Genomic DNA, 15503 nt, shown 5'->3' on the forward strand with positions numbered 1-15503 from the left:
GCAAACTGTGCGCTTTGGCGTCCATTGGCAATTCATGGCGAGAGCACTACGCAATAAACCGATAGCGGTTCTTAGCTTCAAGCAGCTTGGTTGCGGCGCGCTCAGGATCAGCCTTTATGTTCTCTGCAAGCCTGCCTCCAATACTATCCATAAAATCACTCAACTCGCTTTCCTGAGTGTCTTCCAACGCAGCCAGAGTGATCCCAAGTCCCGCCGCCTGTGCCAAGATCATTCGCCGATGTTCATCACGATGCACATGTTTGATTTTGGTCGCGTCGACGTGACTGCGCATTTCCAACAAGTCGTCATCTGACGATTTCGTAACCAAGCCCCAGATTTCATGGTTCGACCAACGAGCGCGGTTGCTGTCATCAGGATCAGGTTTGCAGTAGCGTATCTTTTGAACCGCTTCAGCGATGACATCCCCGAACATCGCGTCGAACTGGGGCCAAGTTCTGATCTGCCAGCGGTCCTTTAGCAAATCCTTCCCAGCCCGTATCTCAACGCGCCACACGCGGCTCCGAGACGCATCAGAAGGGTCCAATGGGCGTAATCCTTCCCGCTCTAGGTTGGTGTTCCAGATATCCCACCAGATCGGCTTTTTCTTATCAATCACTTCACGACGCTTGTCATAGATGATGACCTGCCGTCCCGGCATTTTACCGACCGTGACAGATGTGAACCGACCAGATTGACCGTTGCTGCGCATGTCATCTTGAGTAGTGAGATAGTCTGCGCGGTTCGTGTGGCTGTGAATCACGAAGTTTTCTGGAACCAGTTCGAATTCCGGTGCGAGGATATCAACACAGAAATCAGCGCGACTGATACTGACTTGATGCGATTCAAATCGGATTCCAAGCCTTGTTAGGGTCTTGTCGATGTAGGATCGTGCATATCCAAGCCCTTGTGTAGCAAGAAGCGTTGAACCTACCGAGACCCGAATGCCCCACGGGTCGCGGGCATTTGGTTTCTTAAACGACCAATGCACATCCAGAGGCCCACCTTTGAGGATAAAGCGATACCCGTTGCCGCCATGGGGTAACAAGTCAAAGTCTGCACCGCCATAGCTGAAAGGAACAGGGTGCCGCTCTTCTTCGGCCCTTTCTCGTTCGGCGTTTAGCAGGTCGAACAGCTCCTGAGAGATATTCGCCTGAATCGAAAGTGCGATAGTGTCAAATCCGCGATGAACAACTTGCATTTTTGGGCTCTCCTTGGGTTCTGGTATTTCCAGAGGGGGGTGCTACAATCACCCCCCTCTTTCGGCGAACGCCGCGCGATTTGGTTGAGGTTTGGAAAAGGGGCGGGCGCTAAAGCGCCCTTCGATAGTGCCTCCGGCGGGGCAGCTATTGTTTTGGGGCCGGGCTGGACGCCCGGCGGATATCATTGGCTGGCTGCTGCCTGCTTGCGTGAAATCCAATTCTCCGCACGTTCCGCGCATTTGGCGACGTTCAGAAGGTCATTGTGAGAGTAGGCGGTAGTAGTGCGCCAGTCACCTTCCCCGTTCTTGTAGGACCGCGAGATATCGACGGAAAAGAACCCGTCATTGTCCCAGATCGTCGCGGTAATGAGCCCGATTTTGAATTTGAAGGCTGGTTGCTGTGTCATGGTGAACTCCTTGTTTGAACCGTTTGGCAGGTACAGATAGGGCGCGGGGTGGCGTCACCCCGCGCCCCTGAGAGCCATCCGGCCCCAAAATCCCGCTCAGCGCTGCCAACTCTGAACGGGCAAAATCGTGTGTTAGGAAGGTGCTGCGCTCGTATTGGCGACCCGTTTGTCAGCAATCCATTTCTGCAGGTCACGACGCGTGTAGCGAATAGAGCGACCAGACACTTTTATGAAAAACGGTCCGCCGCCGCGCACACGCCAGTTTTGCAGTGCACGCACGGAATAGCACAGGTAATCCGCTGCCACTTTTTCGTCGATTAGCTGGTCAAGGTAATCTGGGTTAGTTTGTGTCTGCATCTTCGCCTCACTGTTCCGAAATGTGTTGAAAACAAGATGCAGCGTTTTCGGATCAATGTGTAACAACACTAAGGACTTATTTTTAACCCTTAGTGTTGGGTCCAGAGAAGCCTTTCAAATTAATCTCAAAATACGAATGCCTAGCGCCGCCGATGTATCGTAGCTACCCGGATCGATCTCATCCAAGAGAGTCTTGGTCATATTAAAGAACTTACCGTTGTACCCGTCCCCTGAGGTTTCGTCTCGATAGCAGTTCGAGACTGCTGGTTGTTCAGTTTCGGCTTCGAAAAGTTCGACCAAATCAATCAACAGCTGGTCAAGTGATGGTTTGCGGCTACCTCTTTTGTCGCTCTTGCTTTCGTCCAGCAAATTCAGCTCAAAATGGCAAGCTTCAATAATGTTACGGGTCAATGATTGCATTTGATCTAAGCTATCATCGTGGCTCGGTATCGGCTGCTCGAGATCGAAAACATCGAAACCTTCCCATCTTTCGTCCAGAGTTTGCGCGTCTAAAACGGTTTCCAAAGATTGCCTGACCTCTGGATGCAATGCGTCCACTGCGATTAGAAAGCCCTGCGCTTTGCTAAGAAGTGTCGAAAACTGTTTTCGTCGTTCTTTGCGCATCACCGTCTTGGCTACTGCAAGATACCGGCGATATCGCGTCAGGATGTTAACAAGCCGGTCTCGAAAAATTTCTTCATCCCTAAGTGGGCCTATCAGGTTTCGCAGCCTTTCTACCAACTCACTGGATAGATTGTCGTTAACTTCTTCCCGCAAAGTCAGACCGCACTTTATGTCTTGCTGCACAATCTCCGCTCCGTATATAGCCATCCGCTCAAAGCGTTTCGTATACGTAGAAATGTCACTTGGGAATGCTGACTGTATATACATAGGCAGGACTATTTTCCTATGTATATAAGTATGTAGGGAACAGCGCCTTTTTATCACTTAATCAAGTACAGTTTGTGCGGCGTAGCTGTACTCGCGGGTGGCATGTTAGACGGGTAACTCCCGTAGTTGGAGCAAGCGCCGCCTCAATTTTGGCGAAGAAAATAAGCAACAAAGATCAGAATGGTACTTAAGGAGAAGTTTGATTGAACTTTCTGGACACGAATTTTTTGCTGTCGCCTGAGGAAAAGGTCGCACTTGGACTAGTCGCGCTTCTTGCGCTTTTTTCCTTCGCGGCGTTGGGAATATTTGCAGGTCGAATAATTCAGCGGAAACGACAGATACGGGACGCCCGCAACATCATCATGTTCGGAAGCCCCCGCCGTCGCGGCTTGAGCAAATTAAGATTGCCGAAAGTGCACCCACTAGTTTGGTTGATAGCGGTTGGCGTGGCGGCGAATGCGTATGTTGTGCTCGAAAAAAACGGTCTGCTGTCTCTTCGTGACGACGCGTCCGCAAATTCCGTCATTGTAAACAGGCTGCCCCACATCGGATCGGGACCGAGTAGAACTGCCAACAAATCTAACGGCACATATTCCGGAGCCAGAGTTATTGAAGGCAGGGTTACCCATGTGAGAGACGGAGACACGATTGAGGTGTCTGGTACTCCGGTCCGATTTTCCAAACTTGATTGTGATGAACTCGGGACAGCGTCAGGGGAAAAGGCCAAACGCCGTATGGCCCAATTGGTTTCAGGAGAACAGTTACGTTGCGCTTTGTCCGGTCGGCGAAGCTATGACCGGATGATCGGTGAATGTACGCTTTCGAATGGACGGGACCTTGGCGAAGAGATGATCCGTGAGGGTGTGTGTCGCCGCTGGTGATTATTCAATTGACTATCCTTAGTGGAGCTGCGCGAACGTCCTTGCGCACAGCCCGCGCCAGACGAGCCGCCACGGATCCCGCCGCCCTTTGCACCGCGTCGTCCGCCAGATGCGCATAGCGGAGAGTCGTGGTCAGGTTCTTGTGTCCCATTATCTCCTTTAGGGTGAATGGGTCGATCCCGTCTTTCATGGCGACAGACGCATAAGTGTGCCGCAAGTCGTGTATACGGACATCTTCCAAGCCCGCAGTCTTACGTATACGCCGCCAAGGCTTTTGTAGGTTGTTGAGCGGCCCGATGTCTGACTCACCTAATATTACATAGGGATTTCCCGACTGCCGGGGTAGTTCCATTAGGATGTCATAAGCTTCCCTCGGCAGAGGAATGCGTCGCCGTCCGGTTTTACTGTCCGGCAATTCCAGATGGTGTGAAGTTACATAGTCCCAACGCAGCGTCAGAATCTCGCTGAGGCGGCATCCGGTGTAAATCAGCAGCAGAAGAGCCGAAACCACGTATACAGTCTCTGAGCCTTCTTCCAGTGCCTCTGCCAGCACTTCGCCAAGCCGTATCTGTTCCGCGTCCGACAAATAGCGTTTCTTTTCTTCCTCACGGAATTTCTTGATCCGGCGCGCGGGGTTCGATCCCGGTTGCCGCAATCCCCAATCCTCAGCCAGATTGAACAGTTTCGACAACATCGCTGCCGCCCGGTTGGCCTGATAGGGTGTTTCGCGCAGCCCGTGATGAAAGGCCACTACATCGGCACGGGTCACCTCGGCAATCGGGATAGGGCCTAGCTTGGGACGGATGAACCGACGGATCACGCTGTGATAGTCGCGGGCTGTGGTCGGCTTGCAGTGCTGATCGACATACTCCTCTAGGAACCGATCACAGAGCCCCGCCACAGTTGGTGCGCGCCGCTTGGCCTGTTTTTCGGCGGATGGGTCCGATCCTCGCGCAACGTCGCCCAGAAGCTGCTTGGCTTGTGTTCGTGCTTCCTCGGCTGTCAGAACGCCGTGCTGTCCGATGGTGATCCGCCGCGTCCGGCGTCCGGCCCGATACTGAACCAGATAGGTTTTCTTGCCGCTTGGATAAACCCGCAGTCCAAAGCCGCGCATGCCCCGGTCCCAGACAAGGTATTCCTTTGCCTCGACGGAAAGCCCCTCTACTGCACGCTTGGTCAACTTGAACATATCCAGAACACTCCTTGCTTCCGGCCTGCTTCCGGAAGCTATACGGAAGCAATTGGCGGCGAATTCTGGAGTAAGTCATGAATTCAGGGCGCAACGATGGTCAACTTAAAATACTGTTTTTGCTGCATTTTTGTCAGTGTGGCGAAATTTGGAGAAATACAGCGAAATGGCTCTGGCCGTTCTTTTAATCAGTGGGTCGCAGGTTCGAATCCTGCACGGCTCACCACTTTTTAACAAACAAATATATTGCGATGCGCATGCCATTGCTTTGCGGATAAGTACGTCCGGTTTTTCGAACTAATCACGGGCGACACCGATGCGACGGGCCAGTATCACTTTGCTTACCGCTTTCTCCGGTGTCGGTTGGGGCTGCGCAATCCTCCTTGGAATGCTCAGAGCGAACCAGATCCATCCAGTGTTGGGGGTGGGGGTACCTCGTTGGTAGGAGTTCCGTTTACGGATTCATCTCCTATGCCTTCAGACCGTGCGAAACCGTTTCTCAAAATTGCTGTCCTCGTGCTGAGTCACCCGCGCTTTGGTGATTTCACCGCGGGTTACAAACTTACGCGTAGTCTCGCCACCTTCAGCGGTTCCACACCTTGCGAATTCATCAACAAATCTGGGGCGCGCATGCGCCAAAGAAACGATGATCTGACAGGTCGGGCGCTTGTTACCCGTGATAGGCGGCCACTGTCTTGAGTTGTGAAAAGCCATAAAGCGCCTCAAAGCCTTTCTCGCGGCCGTGGCCGGATTTGCCCACGCCGCCAAAAGGCAGTTCAACGCCGCCACCTGCCCCATAGTTGTTGAGGAAGACTTGACCCGCGTGCAGCCCTTTCGCCAACCGCATCTGCCGCGCACCGTCGCGTGTCCAGACGCTGGCGACAAGGCCGTAGTCTGTGCTGTTGGCAATGATTAGAGCCTGTTCCTCGGTGTCAAAGGGGATCAGAACCTGGACCGGGCCGAAGATTTCATCGCGGGCGAGCGGGTGATCCGGTGGCACGTCCGCAAACAAGGTGGGCCGGACATAAGCCCCGGTTTCCGGCGCATCCATTATGATCGTCCCTTCTGCCGCAATGGTCAGATCGGCGCCTTTGTCCAGAAAACTGTTTACGATCTGCTTTTGCCGCTCGGAAATCAGCGGTCCAACGCGAAGATCCTGCATCGCGGGTCCAACGCTGAGCTGTTCATAGGCCTCGGCCATGCGGGATTTGACCTGATCATAGACACCGCGCTGTACCAGAATGCGGGAGGAGGCCGAGCAGGTCTGTCCTGCGTTCTGAACGCCCGCATTCACCAGAAACGGCAGGGCGGCATCCAGATCGGCATCGTCAAACACCAGCTGCGGGGATTTTCCGCCCAGTTCCAGTGTCACAGGCACAACGTTTCGCCCTGCGGCCTGCTGCACCAATGCACCCGTGGCCACTGAACCAGTAAACGAGATATGGTTGACCCCCGGATGCCCGGATAATGCGGCACCGGCCTCGGCCCCCAGACCGGGCACAACATTCAGCGCACCTGCTGGCAGACCCGCTTGCTGCGCGAGATGGGCAAAGGCCAGCGCGGTCAGACAGGCCTCTTCCGCAGGTTTCAGAACACAGGCGTTGCCCATGGCCAGCGCGGCCCCGACCGAACGCCCGATGATCTGCATCGGATAGTTCCACGGCACGATGTGGCCCGTCACCCCATGGGGTTCGCGCAGGGTATAGACGGTGTAGCCATCGAGATAGGGAATGGTCTCACCCATCACCTTATCCGCAGCACCGCCGTAGAATTCACAATAGCGCGCCAGCGCGATGGCATCGGCGCGGGCCTGCGTCAGGGGCTTGCCCACATCCATCGCCTCAAGCCGCGCCAGATCGTCCACCCGTTCCAGCACCAGCTGACCCAGCCGGGTCAGGATGCGGCCGCGCTCCAAGGCCGTCTTGCGCCCCCAGTCGCCCTTTAGCGCAGATCTGGCGGCGGCGACCGCCGCGTCAATATCCACACCCGAGCCGCGTGCAATCCTGCATATCTCGGTCCCGTCTGACGGGTTGGTCAAAGGCAATGAGTCGCCTGATGTCGCAGGTATCCAGTTTCCGCCAATCAGGCACAGGGTGGGATCAAACCAGAGTGGTTGGGTCATTTTGGCCTCCGTTCAGGCTCTAATAAGTGGTTTTTTGCCGATAGCTTCCCGATTTCAGGCAGTTGGGGCGCGGCGGCAATCAGGGTTTGCGTGTAGGAATGCTGCGGGTTCGAGAATACCTGTTCGGTCGTGCCTTGTTCGACAATTCGTCCAGACTGCATCACCAGAACATGATCGGTGATGGTGCGCACCACGCTCAGATCGTGGCTGATGAACAGGTAAGTCAGATCATAAGCCTCGCAGAGTTCGGCAAGCAGATCGAGGATTTGGGCGCGCACCGATACGTCGAGGGCTGAAACCGCCTCATCGAAGAGGATCAGTTCCGGCCGAATGATCAGGGCGCGGGCAATGGCGATCCGCTGGCGTTGCCCGCCCGAAAACTCGTGAATGTACTTGCCCGCATCATCAGGGCCGAGGCCCACTGCCGTCAGCATCTCTGTGATCCGGTCCTGGCGTTCGGAACCCTTTGGTGGCGTTTCCAACAGGTGAAAAGGTTCAGTGATCAGGCGCGCGACACGGTGGCGGGGATTGAAGCTGCCATAGGGGTCCTGAAACACGACCTGCATCTTGCGACGTACCGCAAGGTTGGGCCTGTGGCCGGTGAAAACCGGCTGACCATCCAGCATAATCTGACCGGATTGGATCTCTTCCAACCCTAATATAGCCCGTGTTAGGGTCGATTTTCCGCAACCTGACTCGCCCACCAGCCCTAAACGCTCCCCTCGGTTGAGGGTAAAGCTGACACCATCCACCGCGCGGTGGTGGCGCGGCGCATCCAGCAGACCTTTGCGGGGAAGGCGGTAATCCCGGACGACCTGCGAAACCTCCAGAAGCGGGCGTTGCTGTGTAGGTTCAGGCAGGGTGACCTGATGACCCGAAGCTTCGAACAACATACGGGTATAAGGGTGCTGCATATCTCGAAACAGGTTTCGCGTCGCGCCACTTTCGACGACCTCGCCGTGACGCATGACGACAATCTGATCGGCCATGTCCGAGACCACAGCCAGATCATGGGTGATCATCAGCAGGCCCATATCATATTCGCGAACCAGCCCTTTCAGCAGATCAAGGATCTGCGCCTGCGTGGTGACATCCAGCGCCGTGGTCGGCTCATCCGCGATCAAAAGCCTGGGACGCAATGCGATGGCCATTGCGATGACGACACGCTGACGCTGCCCGCCCGACAGCTCATGCGGATAGCGCGACAGAGGAAACCTGTCGGGCGGCAGTCCAACCCGCGTGAGCACCTCGGCAGCGCGGGTCCGGGCCTGAGCAGGAGGCATCGCCTTGTGGATCAGGATGGTCTCCATCACCTGGTCGCCGATGGTTTTCACCGGGTTGAGCGCCGTCATCGGTTCCTGAAACACCATTCCGATGGACGCGCCACGCAAGGCGCACATCTCGGCCTCGGATTCGGAAAGCAGGTCAGTGCCATCCAGTCGGATTACGCCGTCTGCCGTTGCCCCGTTTGGCAGAAGCTGCATCACAGCCAGTGCTGTCATGGATTTGCCCGAGCCGCTTTCACCTGTCACCGCCACGATCTGGCCCGGGTCGATGGACAAGTTGACCTGTTTCAGGATCGGCACCCCGTGGATCGACAGGGACAGGTTTTCGACTTGCAGCAACGTCATGCCCGCGCCACCCTGATCCTTGGGTCCAGCCAGTCGCGCAGACCATCACCCAGCAGGTTCAAACCCAATACCGTGACAATAATCGCCAAGCCCGGAATCAGAGCCAAATGCGGGGCAAAACTGACCATAGTCTGGGCGTCCGCCAGCATCCGGCCCCAACTGGGCGTCGGAGGTTGCGCGCCCAGACCGACATAGGACAGGCCCGCCTCGGCCAGTATGCCCAGCGAAAATTGGATGGTGCCCTGAACGATCAGCAAGTTGGCGACATTGGGCAGGATGTGTTCGGCTGATATCCGTGCGGCACCTTTGCCCGACACACGGGCGGCAAGGATGAACTCGCGCTCCCACAGCGACAATGCGGCCCCTCGGGTGATGCGGGCAAAGACGGGGATGTTGAAAATACCGATCGCAATGATCGCGTTGATGGCACCGGCACCGAACACAGCCGTGATCAGGATGGCGATGACCAGCGAGGGAAAGGCAAAGACCAGATCGTTGCCACGCATGATCACCTCATCCAACCACGACCCTTTGCGTGCGGCGGCTGTCAGGCCAAGGGGTACGCCCAGCGCCATGCCAATCCCCACGGCCACCAGAGCCACCGCAATCGAAGTGCGCGCTCCGACCATGATCATCGAGAACATGTCCCGACCGAAGTGATCCGTTCCGAACCAGTGCCGTGCATCGGGCGTCTGAAGCTTGTTGCGGATATCCAGCGCGGCATAGTCGTAGGGTGTCCAGACAAACGAGATCAGCGCCGCCAGCACCACCAGCGACGACAGCGCGGCGCCAAGGATCAGGTTGCGGCTCATGACCTGCTCCTCAACCGTGGGTCAACGGCTGCGTAGGCCAGATCCACCAGAAAATTCACGGTAATGACGGCAAAGACCAGCAGCATCACCACCGATTCAACCACGATCAGATCGCGGGCCGAAATGGCCTGAAACACCAACCGCCCGAGGCCGGGCAGGTAAAACACCTGTTCGATGATGATCGACCCGGCCAGCAGGAAGGAAAACTGCAAGCCGATGATCGTCAGCACCGGGATCAGCGCGTTCCGCACCCCGTGCCGCCACAGGGCCTGACGACGTGACAATCCCTTGGCCCGCGCGGTGCGCATGAAATCCTCACCCAGAATGTCCAGCAGCGCGGATCGCATGACGCGAGCCAGGATCGCGGCCTGAGGAAGGGCCAGCGCAACGGCGGGCAAGGTCAGCGAGCGCAGCCCTGCCCAAAGACCCTCACCCCAGCCAACAAACCCACCGGCATTGAACCAGCGCAGGTTAATGGCGAAGATCAGCACCAGCATCATCGCGAACCAGAAATTCGGCACCGCGATACCAAGCTGTGTCGCCCCCATCACCGCCAGATCCCCGGGCTTGCCCCGGCGCGCGGCGGCATAGATCCCGGCGGGAAAGGCGATCAGTGTGGACAGCGTGAGCGCATATAGCGCCAAAGGCAACGATACCCACAGCCGGTCCGCAATCATCTGCGACACCGGTGTGCGGTAGGTGTACGAGGTGCCGAAATCCCCGGCCACCATCCCCCCGACCCAGTTAAAATACCGCTGTACCCTTGATCCATCCAGACCCAGTTCAGCCCGCAGCGCGGCCAACGTATCCTCCTGCGCGTTGACACCCAGCATGAACGAGGCCGGGTCCCCCGGTGCGACCTCGATCACGGCGAAGATAACCACCGAGGCGACGGCAAGGCTGGCAAGCAATGAGATCAGTCGTTTAAGGGTATAGCGAAGCATTGAGGCCACGTTAGGGTCTCAGCCGTCACGGGTCCAGCATCTACGGCATCGCCAGACCTACAAATGGACCTGCGAAACCTTTGTCCCTTTCAGCCTGTCAATCCGAATGAGGCCCCTGACCCCGATTTTCGCCATGTTTGTTGCGTGTTTTTTCGATTTCGCACGTTCCGTGTTTTGCTACACTTGTTGGAACCGTTTCCGCAGGCCAGAGCGGCCAAGGAGCAATCCGGGCCGAACCAGGATTTACTGATAGTGTAGCGCTCATGCTGACAGAAAATAGAATTGAGATCGGGTTTCTGCTGTTCGATGGCTTTCCGATGGCTTGCCTGACCTCGGTCATCGAACCGCTGCGCGCCGCAAATGAGATCGCCGGGCAAGAGGCATTTCGCTGGTCTCTTATTGCGGAAAACGGGGGAAAGGTCAGCTCCAGCGCTCAAGTGCGTTTTGAGGCTGAACGCAACCTCTCAGACTGCCAGCCGATTGATATTCTGTTCCTGCTCAGCAGTCCGACCTCGGACTTCAGAAACCCGACCCAGGGGAATGGTGCGTTGCGGGCCTTGTCACGACACGGGACAATTCTGGGCGGTATCAGCGGCGGCGTTTTCCCGCTCGTGCGCTCGGGGGTCATGACCGGCCATCCGGTATCGGTGCACTGGTGTTACGAGGCTGCATTTCTGGCCGAGTTTCCCCAGATCGATGCGCGGCGCGAAGTGATCGTGTCGGATGCCACGCGGTATACTGCGGCCGGGGCGGCGGCCGCGTTTGATCTGGCCCTGCATCTGATTCAGGACCGGTTGGGCGGCGAAGTCGCACATGAGGTGGCCTGCTGGTTCCAACATCCGATGATGCGAGGGGAGGGTGTTCAGCAACAGGTGCCCAGTGCAAGCAAACCTGCCACGGGTGAAAAGCTGCCGCCGCTTGTGGCGCGATGTGTCGACCTGTTCGCAAGCCGTATCGGCAATCCGATCTCGATCGCGGACATAGCGGATCAAACGGGCGTCACCTCCCGCCAGGTCGAGCGCGCCTTCAAACAGGCCACGGGGCAAAGCCCCAGCCATTATTTCCGGTCCATGCGGATGAAGGCGGCCCGTCAGATGGTTGTCTATACCAAGGACCCTATTGCCGACATCGCTGCGGCCATCGGATACAGCTCGGTCACGCCTTTGGTGACACACTATCGGTCCGCCTTTGGTTTAAGCCCCAGCGAGGACCGGCGACGGATCAACCGGTTTCGGGTCGAAGACAACGCCCCGCTGCCCTCAAGCTGACCTTGCCTTCAAAGCGCCGATTTCATTGCGGCCACAATCGCATGATGCAGTGACCCGGCAGACGATCTTGGCCCGTAGACACTGAACGAACCAGAAGCACGGCACAGGACGAAACATCCCAGGTGATGGATTGACGTGCGGGATGCGGCACCGACCGCCATTTTTCGGCAATCCAGACTGCTTAGCAATTCCAGCACGGCCAACACGCCCTCTCCGTCCAGATCAAACCTGACCCATGCGTCTGTCTGTTCGGAAACCGATGCGTTATCCCCAGTGCTTTCTTTCACCAGATGCGCCAGATCTTCATGCGTCTCAAAGGGCGCTTCTATCATCCATTGATCAGGCCCGGTCCAGAAGGCTACGATCGGCCCGCCGGTAAACTTACCAACGCCAGGCGTTTCCACTCCGATCAATTGGGATACGACGTTTCGGGTCTTGTTTTCCCGACCCAGCCGAGCGGCGACCGAGGCCAGCGCCACATCCGGAGTTTCGGTACAGGTCACGCTTCCGACCCTGTCGATCTTGGGTTCGGTTTCACCCAGCGCGGTTATTGCTTCAAGATCATGCACGGAGCCGTTCTCCCTCGGGGTCGACGAAATGGGCCGAGACGATTTCAACCTCGACCGTCAGATCGGTCACTGGCGACACAAGGCGCATCTTTTCGCCCTGACGTGTGATGCCGTTTTTCAAAAAGCCAAGGCCGATATGGCTGTCCAGCGACGGCGAAAATGCTGCCGATGTGACATAGCCCTGATCATGGGCAGCATCCACGGGACCCGTGGCATTCATCAGATGCCCTCCGGCGGTTACCTTGTCGCCAGCGTTCACAGGCTTGATGCCAACCATCATCAAAGCATCTGGTTCGTTCAGCCCTTCACGCTCGGACAGGACTGAGCCGATGCTGTCTTTCTTCTTGGATACCATCCGACCCATTCCAAGGTTCAGGGCGGTGGTGGTTCCGTTCAACTCGTTGCCTGCGGCGTGACCCTTTTCGATCCGCATGACGCCCAGCGCTTCGGTGCCGTAGGGTACGACATCGAACTCTTCGCCTTCCTGCATCAAACGCCGCATCAGCGCGTCGCCGTATCGCGATGGCACCGCGATTTCAAAGGCCAATTCGCCCGAGAAGGAAATGCGGAACAACCGCGCGCGCAACCCGCCGCATACGGTGATGTTGCCGCAAGCCATGAACGGGAAGCCTTCATTCGAGATGTCGAACTCGGGATCCACGATCTTTTGTAGAAGTTTGCGCGAATTGGGTCCGGCTACCGCGTATTGTGCCCAGGCTTCGGTGGTCGAGATCAGCTGCACATCCATGTCCGGGAACAGGCATTGCCGGAGAAATTCCATATGCTGGTAGACCTTGACCGCATTGGCTGTTGTGGTGGTGACCACGAAATGATCCTCGGCCAGACGCGCGGCGGTGCCGTCATCCATCGCAATTCCGTCTTCGCGCAACATCAGCCCATAGCGGGTTTTGCCGACGGCCAGCTTGGCAAATCCGTTGCAATAGACCCTGTTCAGGAAATCCGCCGCATCCGCACCCTGAACATCAATCTTTCCCAGCGTCGTGCAGTCGCACACCCCGACCGAGGCGCGGGTCTGGCGCACTTCACGGTCCACGGACTCGCGCCAATGGATTTCACCGGGCAGCGGGAACCACTGTGCGCGCAGCCAATTGCCGACCTCGACAAACACCGCGCCGCGTTCCTTGGCCCAGTAATGTGACGGGGTCAGGCGGGTTGGATGAAACTCCTTGCCTTTCATCCGGCCAGCAAAGGTTGCAATCGGAACGGGCGTATAGGGCGGGCGGAAGATCGTGGTGCCGGTTTCCGGAATGGACTTACCCGCAAGCTCGGCCATGATCGCAAGCCCGCCCATGTTCGATGTCTTGCCCTGATCTGTAGCCATGCCCAACGTGGTATAGCGTTTCAAATGCTCGACCGAGCGGAACCCTTCCTGATGGCTGAGCTTCACGTCCTTGACGGTCACGTCATTCTGCTGATCCAGCCACGCGCGGCTGCAACCCTGAACATACCAGAACGGTGTCTGCGAGATCGGGGTATCCTCGGCCTTAGGCAGATCGGGCAGCGGCCCTTTCAGGCCCAGCGCCTGCGCCGCGCCTTCTGCCCCGGATTGCAGGGCGCCATGGGTGGACATCACACCATTTGCCGCCCCCGCGACGGACAGCCCAGGCGGCAAGTCCGCTCCGGGGACAAAGGCCGCCAGATCGTCGTTCCACGCGGGACGCCCCCGTTGGTGGCAGGTCAGATGCACGTTGGGGTTCCAGCCACCCGAAACGCCAAGCGCTCCGCAGTCCAGCGTGCGCGACGACCCGTCTGCCAGCTCAACCTCGACAAAGGTCAGCCCCAGTCGGCCTTTGGTGTCCCTGACCTGCGCGCCGCGCAGTACTTCATAGTCATGGCTGGTCGGGGCGTCGTCACGGACGTCGACGACGGCAGCAATCCTGATACCTTTTGCGTGCAGATCCGCAGCTGTGCGGTGGCCGTCATCGTTGTTCGTAAAGATGGCGACACGTTGCGCCGCCGTGGTTGCAAACCGATTGGCATAGGTGCGCAGAGCACTTGCCAGCATGATGCCGGGCCTGTCGTTGTTTTCAAACGCGATGGGCCGCTCGGTCGCGCCAGCGCATAACAAGGCGCGTTTGGCGTAGATGCGCCAGAGGATCTGCCGCGGTTTACCGGAAGGCAGAGAAGCAAGATGATCGCCCGTCCGCTCAACTGCGCCATAAATGCCGTGATCAAAGGCACCGATCACGGTCGTGCGCGACATCATGCGAACGTTTGGCATTGCAGAAAGTTCAGCGACACTCTGTTTAACCCAATCGGTCGCATCGCTGTCGTTCAGCGAAAAGGATTCGCTGTTGAGCCGCCCGCCAAGTGCGAAATCCTCATCCGCAAGAATGATCTCGGAACCGGCCCGGCCCGCCGTCAGTGCCGCCATCAGCCCGGCTGGACCCGCGCCGATAATCAGCAGATCGCAATGTCGAAACCCCTTGTCATACTCATCGGGGTCTTCCTGCATCGACAATGACCCAAGACCTGCGGCGCGACGGATCATCGGCTCGTACAGCTTTTCCCAGAACGCGGCAGGCCACATGAAGGTTTTGTAGTAGAACCCCGCCGTCAGAAAGGTCGAAAACCTGTCGTTGATTGCCAGAGCGTCAAATCTCAGGCTGGGCCATCGGTTTTGGGAATGGGCCTCAAGCCCCTCGAACATCTCAACGGTCGTGGCACGAGTGTTGGGTTCCTGACGGCTGCCCGTGCGCAGCTCGACAATGGAGTTGGGTTCTTCCGAACCGGCAGTCAGCACGCCACGCGGGCGGTGGTACTTGAACGACCGGCCCATCAGGCGCACGCCATTGGCCAGAAGGGCCGAGGCCAGCGTATCGCCCGGATGTGCATGGTAACTGCGATTATCGAATTTGAAATTCAGGGTTTTGGTGCGGTCGATCTGACCGCCACTCAGCCTATTGTCTTGAGTCATTTGGAACGCCCCTGTGCCCGGGCCACGTCACGGGCCAGTTCCACTTTGGAAATCTCATGTGTCGCGGTGTTGCGAGTAACAACCAGCCAAGATCGGTCGCCCCCCTCGTGGAACCACAACTCGCGGTGTTCGCCGGCTGGATTGTCGCGCAGATAGGCGTAGTCATAAAACGCTTCGGCCGCGTCTTCGGCCAGCCAATCGGGCCTGTTGATCAACGAAGCGTCTCCCAGATAGACGAATTCGGAACTGTCGCGCGGGCCCAGCAAGGGATGATGGATGATCATGGTGCTGCTCCC

At 57.4% G+C, this 15503-nt stretch carries 14 protein-coding genes; 2 read left to right on the top strand and 12 right to left on the bottom strand.

What is annotated here, in order from left to right; all coding sequences use genetic code 11:
* Positions 1 to 46 precede the first annotated feature (46 nt).
* The 4 genes from ACR0BK_RS14035 to ACR0BK_RS14050 all read right to left on the bottom strand — a co-directional run bounded on the left by ACR0BK_RS14035 (position 47) and on the right by ACR0BK_RS14050 (position 2769).
* Positions 47 to 1198 (bottom strand): hypothetical protein, encoded by a 1152-nt coding sequence (locus ACR0BK_RS14035; RefSeq protein WP_480555093.1) that lies wholly within the window; start codon positions 1196 to 1198, stop codon positions 47 to 49.
* A 182-nt stretch (positions 1199 to 1380) separates the two neighbouring features.
* Positions 1381 to 1605, bottom strand: coding sequence for a hypothetical protein (locus tag ACR0BK_RS14040; protein ID WP_480555095.1), 225 nt, complete (start codon positions 1603 to 1605; stop codon positions 1381 to 1383).
* Between the two features lie 132 nt (positions 1606 to 1737).
* Positions 1738 to 1962 carry a helix-turn-helix transcriptional regulator gene (locus tag ACR0BK_RS14045; protein ID WP_480494946.1) on the bottom strand — a complete coding sequence of 75 codons (225 nt, stop codon included), beginning with the start codon at positions 1960 to 1962 and terminating at the stop codon, positions 1738 to 1740.
* 114 nt (positions 1963 to 2076) lie between these two features.
* Positions 2077 to 2769 (bottom strand): hypothetical protein, encoded by a 693-nt coding sequence (locus ACR0BK_RS14050; RefSeq protein ID WP_480555097.1) that lies wholly within the window; start codon positions 2767 to 2769, stop codon positions 2077 to 2079.
* 287 nt (positions 2770 to 3056) lie between these two features.
* On the opposite strand from ACR0BK_RS14050, the gene ACR0BK_RS14055 reads away from it, so the two are divergent.
* The gene (locus ACR0BK_RS14055) at positions 3057 to 3734 is read left to right on the top strand and encodes a thermonuclease family protein (protein WP_480555098.1); all 678 of its coding nucleotides are present in this window, start codon (positions 3057 to 3059) and stop codon (positions 3732 to 3734) included.
* A 4-nt stretch (positions 3735 to 3738) separates the two neighbouring features.
* On the opposite strand, the gene ACR0BK_RS14060 is transcribed toward ACR0BK_RS14055, so the two are convergent.
* The 5 genes from ACR0BK_RS14060 to ACR0BK_RS14080 form a co-directional block, all read right to left on the bottom strand.
* On the bottom strand, positions 3739 to 4923 hold the full coding sequence (locus ACR0BK_RS14060) for a tyrosine-type recombinase/integrase (protein ID WP_480555099.1): 1185 nt from the start codon (positions 4921 to 4923) through the stop codon (positions 3739 to 3741).
* Positions 4924 to 5593: 670 nt separating this feature from the next.
* Positions 5594 to 7045 carry an aldehyde dehydrogenase family protein gene (locus ACR0BK_RS14065; RefSeq protein WP_480555100.1) on the bottom strand — a complete coding sequence of 484 codons (1452 nt, stop codon included), beginning with the start codon at positions 7043 to 7045 and terminating at the stop codon, positions 5594 to 5596.
* Positions 7042 to 8676 carry an ABC transporter ATP-binding protein gene (locus ACR0BK_RS14070; RefSeq protein ID WP_480555101.1) on the bottom strand — a complete coding sequence of 545 codons (1635 nt, stop codon included), beginning with the start codon at positions 8674 to 8676 and terminating at the stop codon, positions 7042 to 7044. The genes ACR0BK_RS14065 and ACR0BK_RS14070 overlap by 4 nt, the downstream gene beginning before the upstream one ends.
* A complete protein-coding gene (locus ACR0BK_RS14075) occupies positions 8673 to 9488 on the bottom strand; it encodes an ABC transporter permease (protein ID WP_480555102.1) in 816 nt (271 codons plus the stop codon). The genes ACR0BK_RS14070 and ACR0BK_RS14075 overlap by 4 nt, the downstream gene beginning before the upstream one ends.
* The gene (locus tag ACR0BK_RS14080; RefSeq protein WP_480555103.1) at positions 9485 to 10432 is read right to left on the bottom strand and encodes an ABC transporter permease; all 948 of its coding nucleotides are present in this window, start codon (positions 10430 to 10432) and stop codon (positions 9485 to 9487) included. The genes ACR0BK_RS14075 and ACR0BK_RS14080 overlap by 4 nt, the downstream gene beginning before the upstream one ends.
* Before the next feature lie 263 nt (positions 10433 to 10695).
* Between ACR0BK_RS14080 and ACR0BK_RS14085 the strand changes: the two genes are divergently transcribed.
* The gene (locus ACR0BK_RS14085; protein WP_480555104.1) at positions 10696 to 11700 is read left to right on the top strand and encodes a GlxA family transcriptional regulator; all 1005 of its coding nucleotides are present in this window, start codon (positions 10696 to 10698) and stop codon (positions 11698 to 11700) included.
* Between the two features lie 8 nt (positions 11701 to 11708).
* Here ACR0BK_RS14085 and ACR0BK_RS14090 read toward each other — a convergent pair whose 3' ends face one another.
* From ACR0BK_RS14090 to ACR0BK_RS14100, 3 genes are read right to left on the bottom strand one after another with little or no spacing between them, the layout of a single operon-like run.
* Positions 11709 to 12269 (bottom strand): sarcosine oxidase subunit gamma, encoded by a 561-nt coding sequence (locus ACR0BK_RS14090; RefSeq protein WP_480555106.1) that lies wholly within the window; start codon positions 12267 to 12269, stop codon positions 11709 to 11711.
* The gene (locus ACR0BK_RS14095; RefSeq protein ID WP_480555107.1) at positions 12262 to 15207 is read right to left on the bottom strand and encodes a sarcosine oxidase subunit alpha family protein; all 2946 of its coding nucleotides are present in this window, start codon (positions 15205 to 15207) and stop codon (positions 12262 to 12264) included. The genes ACR0BK_RS14090 and ACR0BK_RS14095 overlap by 8 nt, the downstream gene beginning before the upstream one ends.
* Positions 15204 to 15491, bottom strand: a complete 288-nt coding sequence (locus tag ACR0BK_RS14100) for a sarcosine oxidase subunit delta (protein ID WP_480474536.1) — start codon at positions 15489 to 15491, stop codon at positions 15204 to 15206. Before ACR0BK_RS14100 ends, ACR0BK_RS14095 begins: the two co-directional genes overlap by 4 nt.
* Positions 15492 to 15503: the final 12 nt, after the last annotated feature.

The organism is Ruegeria sp. AF1 (assembly GCF_056542125.1).

What these genes read in the sequence shown, in the direction of transcription:
- ACR0BK_RS14035 (WP_480555093.1), bottom strand. Translation starts at nt 1,198, where the DNA reads ATGCAAGTTGTTCATCGCGGATTTGACACTATCGCACTTTCGATTCAG.
- ACR0BK_RS14040 (WP_480555095.1), bottom strand. Translation starts at nt 1,605, where the DNA reads ATGACACAGCAACCAGCCTTCAAATTCAAAATCGGGCTCATTACCGCG.
- ACR0BK_RS14045 (WP_480494946.1), bottom strand. Translation starts at nt 1,962, where the DNA reads ATGCAGACACAAACTAACCCAGATTACCTTGACCAGCTAATCGACGAA.
- ACR0BK_RS14060 (WP_480555099.1), bottom strand. Translation starts at nt 4,923, where the DNA reads ATGTTCAAGTTGACCAAGCGTGCAGTAGAGGGGCTTTCCGTCGAGGCA.
- ACR0BK_RS14065 (WP_480555100.1), bottom strand. Translation starts at nt 7,045, where the DNA reads ATGACCCAACCACTCTGGTTTGATCCCACCCTGTGCCTGATTGGCGGA.
- ACR0BK_RS14070 (WP_480555101.1), bottom strand. Translation starts at nt 8,676, where the DNA reads ATGACGTTGCTGCAAGTCGAAAACCTGTCCCTGTCGATCCACGGGGTG.
- ACR0BK_RS14075 (WP_480555102.1), bottom strand. Translation starts at nt 9,488, where the DNA reads ATGAGCCGCAACCTGATCCTTGGCGCCGCGCTGTCGTCGCTGGTGGTG.
- ACR0BK_RS14080 (WP_480555103.1), bottom strand. Translation starts at nt 10,432, where the DNA reads ATGCTTCGCTATACCCTTAAACGACTGATCTCATTGCTTGCCAGCCTT.
- ACR0BK_RS14085 (WP_480555104.1), top strand. Translation starts at nt 10,696, where the DNA reads ATGCTGACAGAAAATAGAATTGAGATCGGGTTTCTGCTGTTCGATGGC.
- ACR0BK_RS14095 (WP_480555107.1), bottom strand. Translation starts at nt 15,207, where the DNA reads ATGACTCAAGACAATAGGCTGAGTGGCGGTCAGATCGACCGCACCAAA.
- ACR0BK_RS14100 (WP_480474536.1), bottom strand. Translation starts at nt 15,491, where the DNA reads ATGATCATCCATCATCCCTTGCTGGGCCCGCGCGACAGTTCCGAATTC.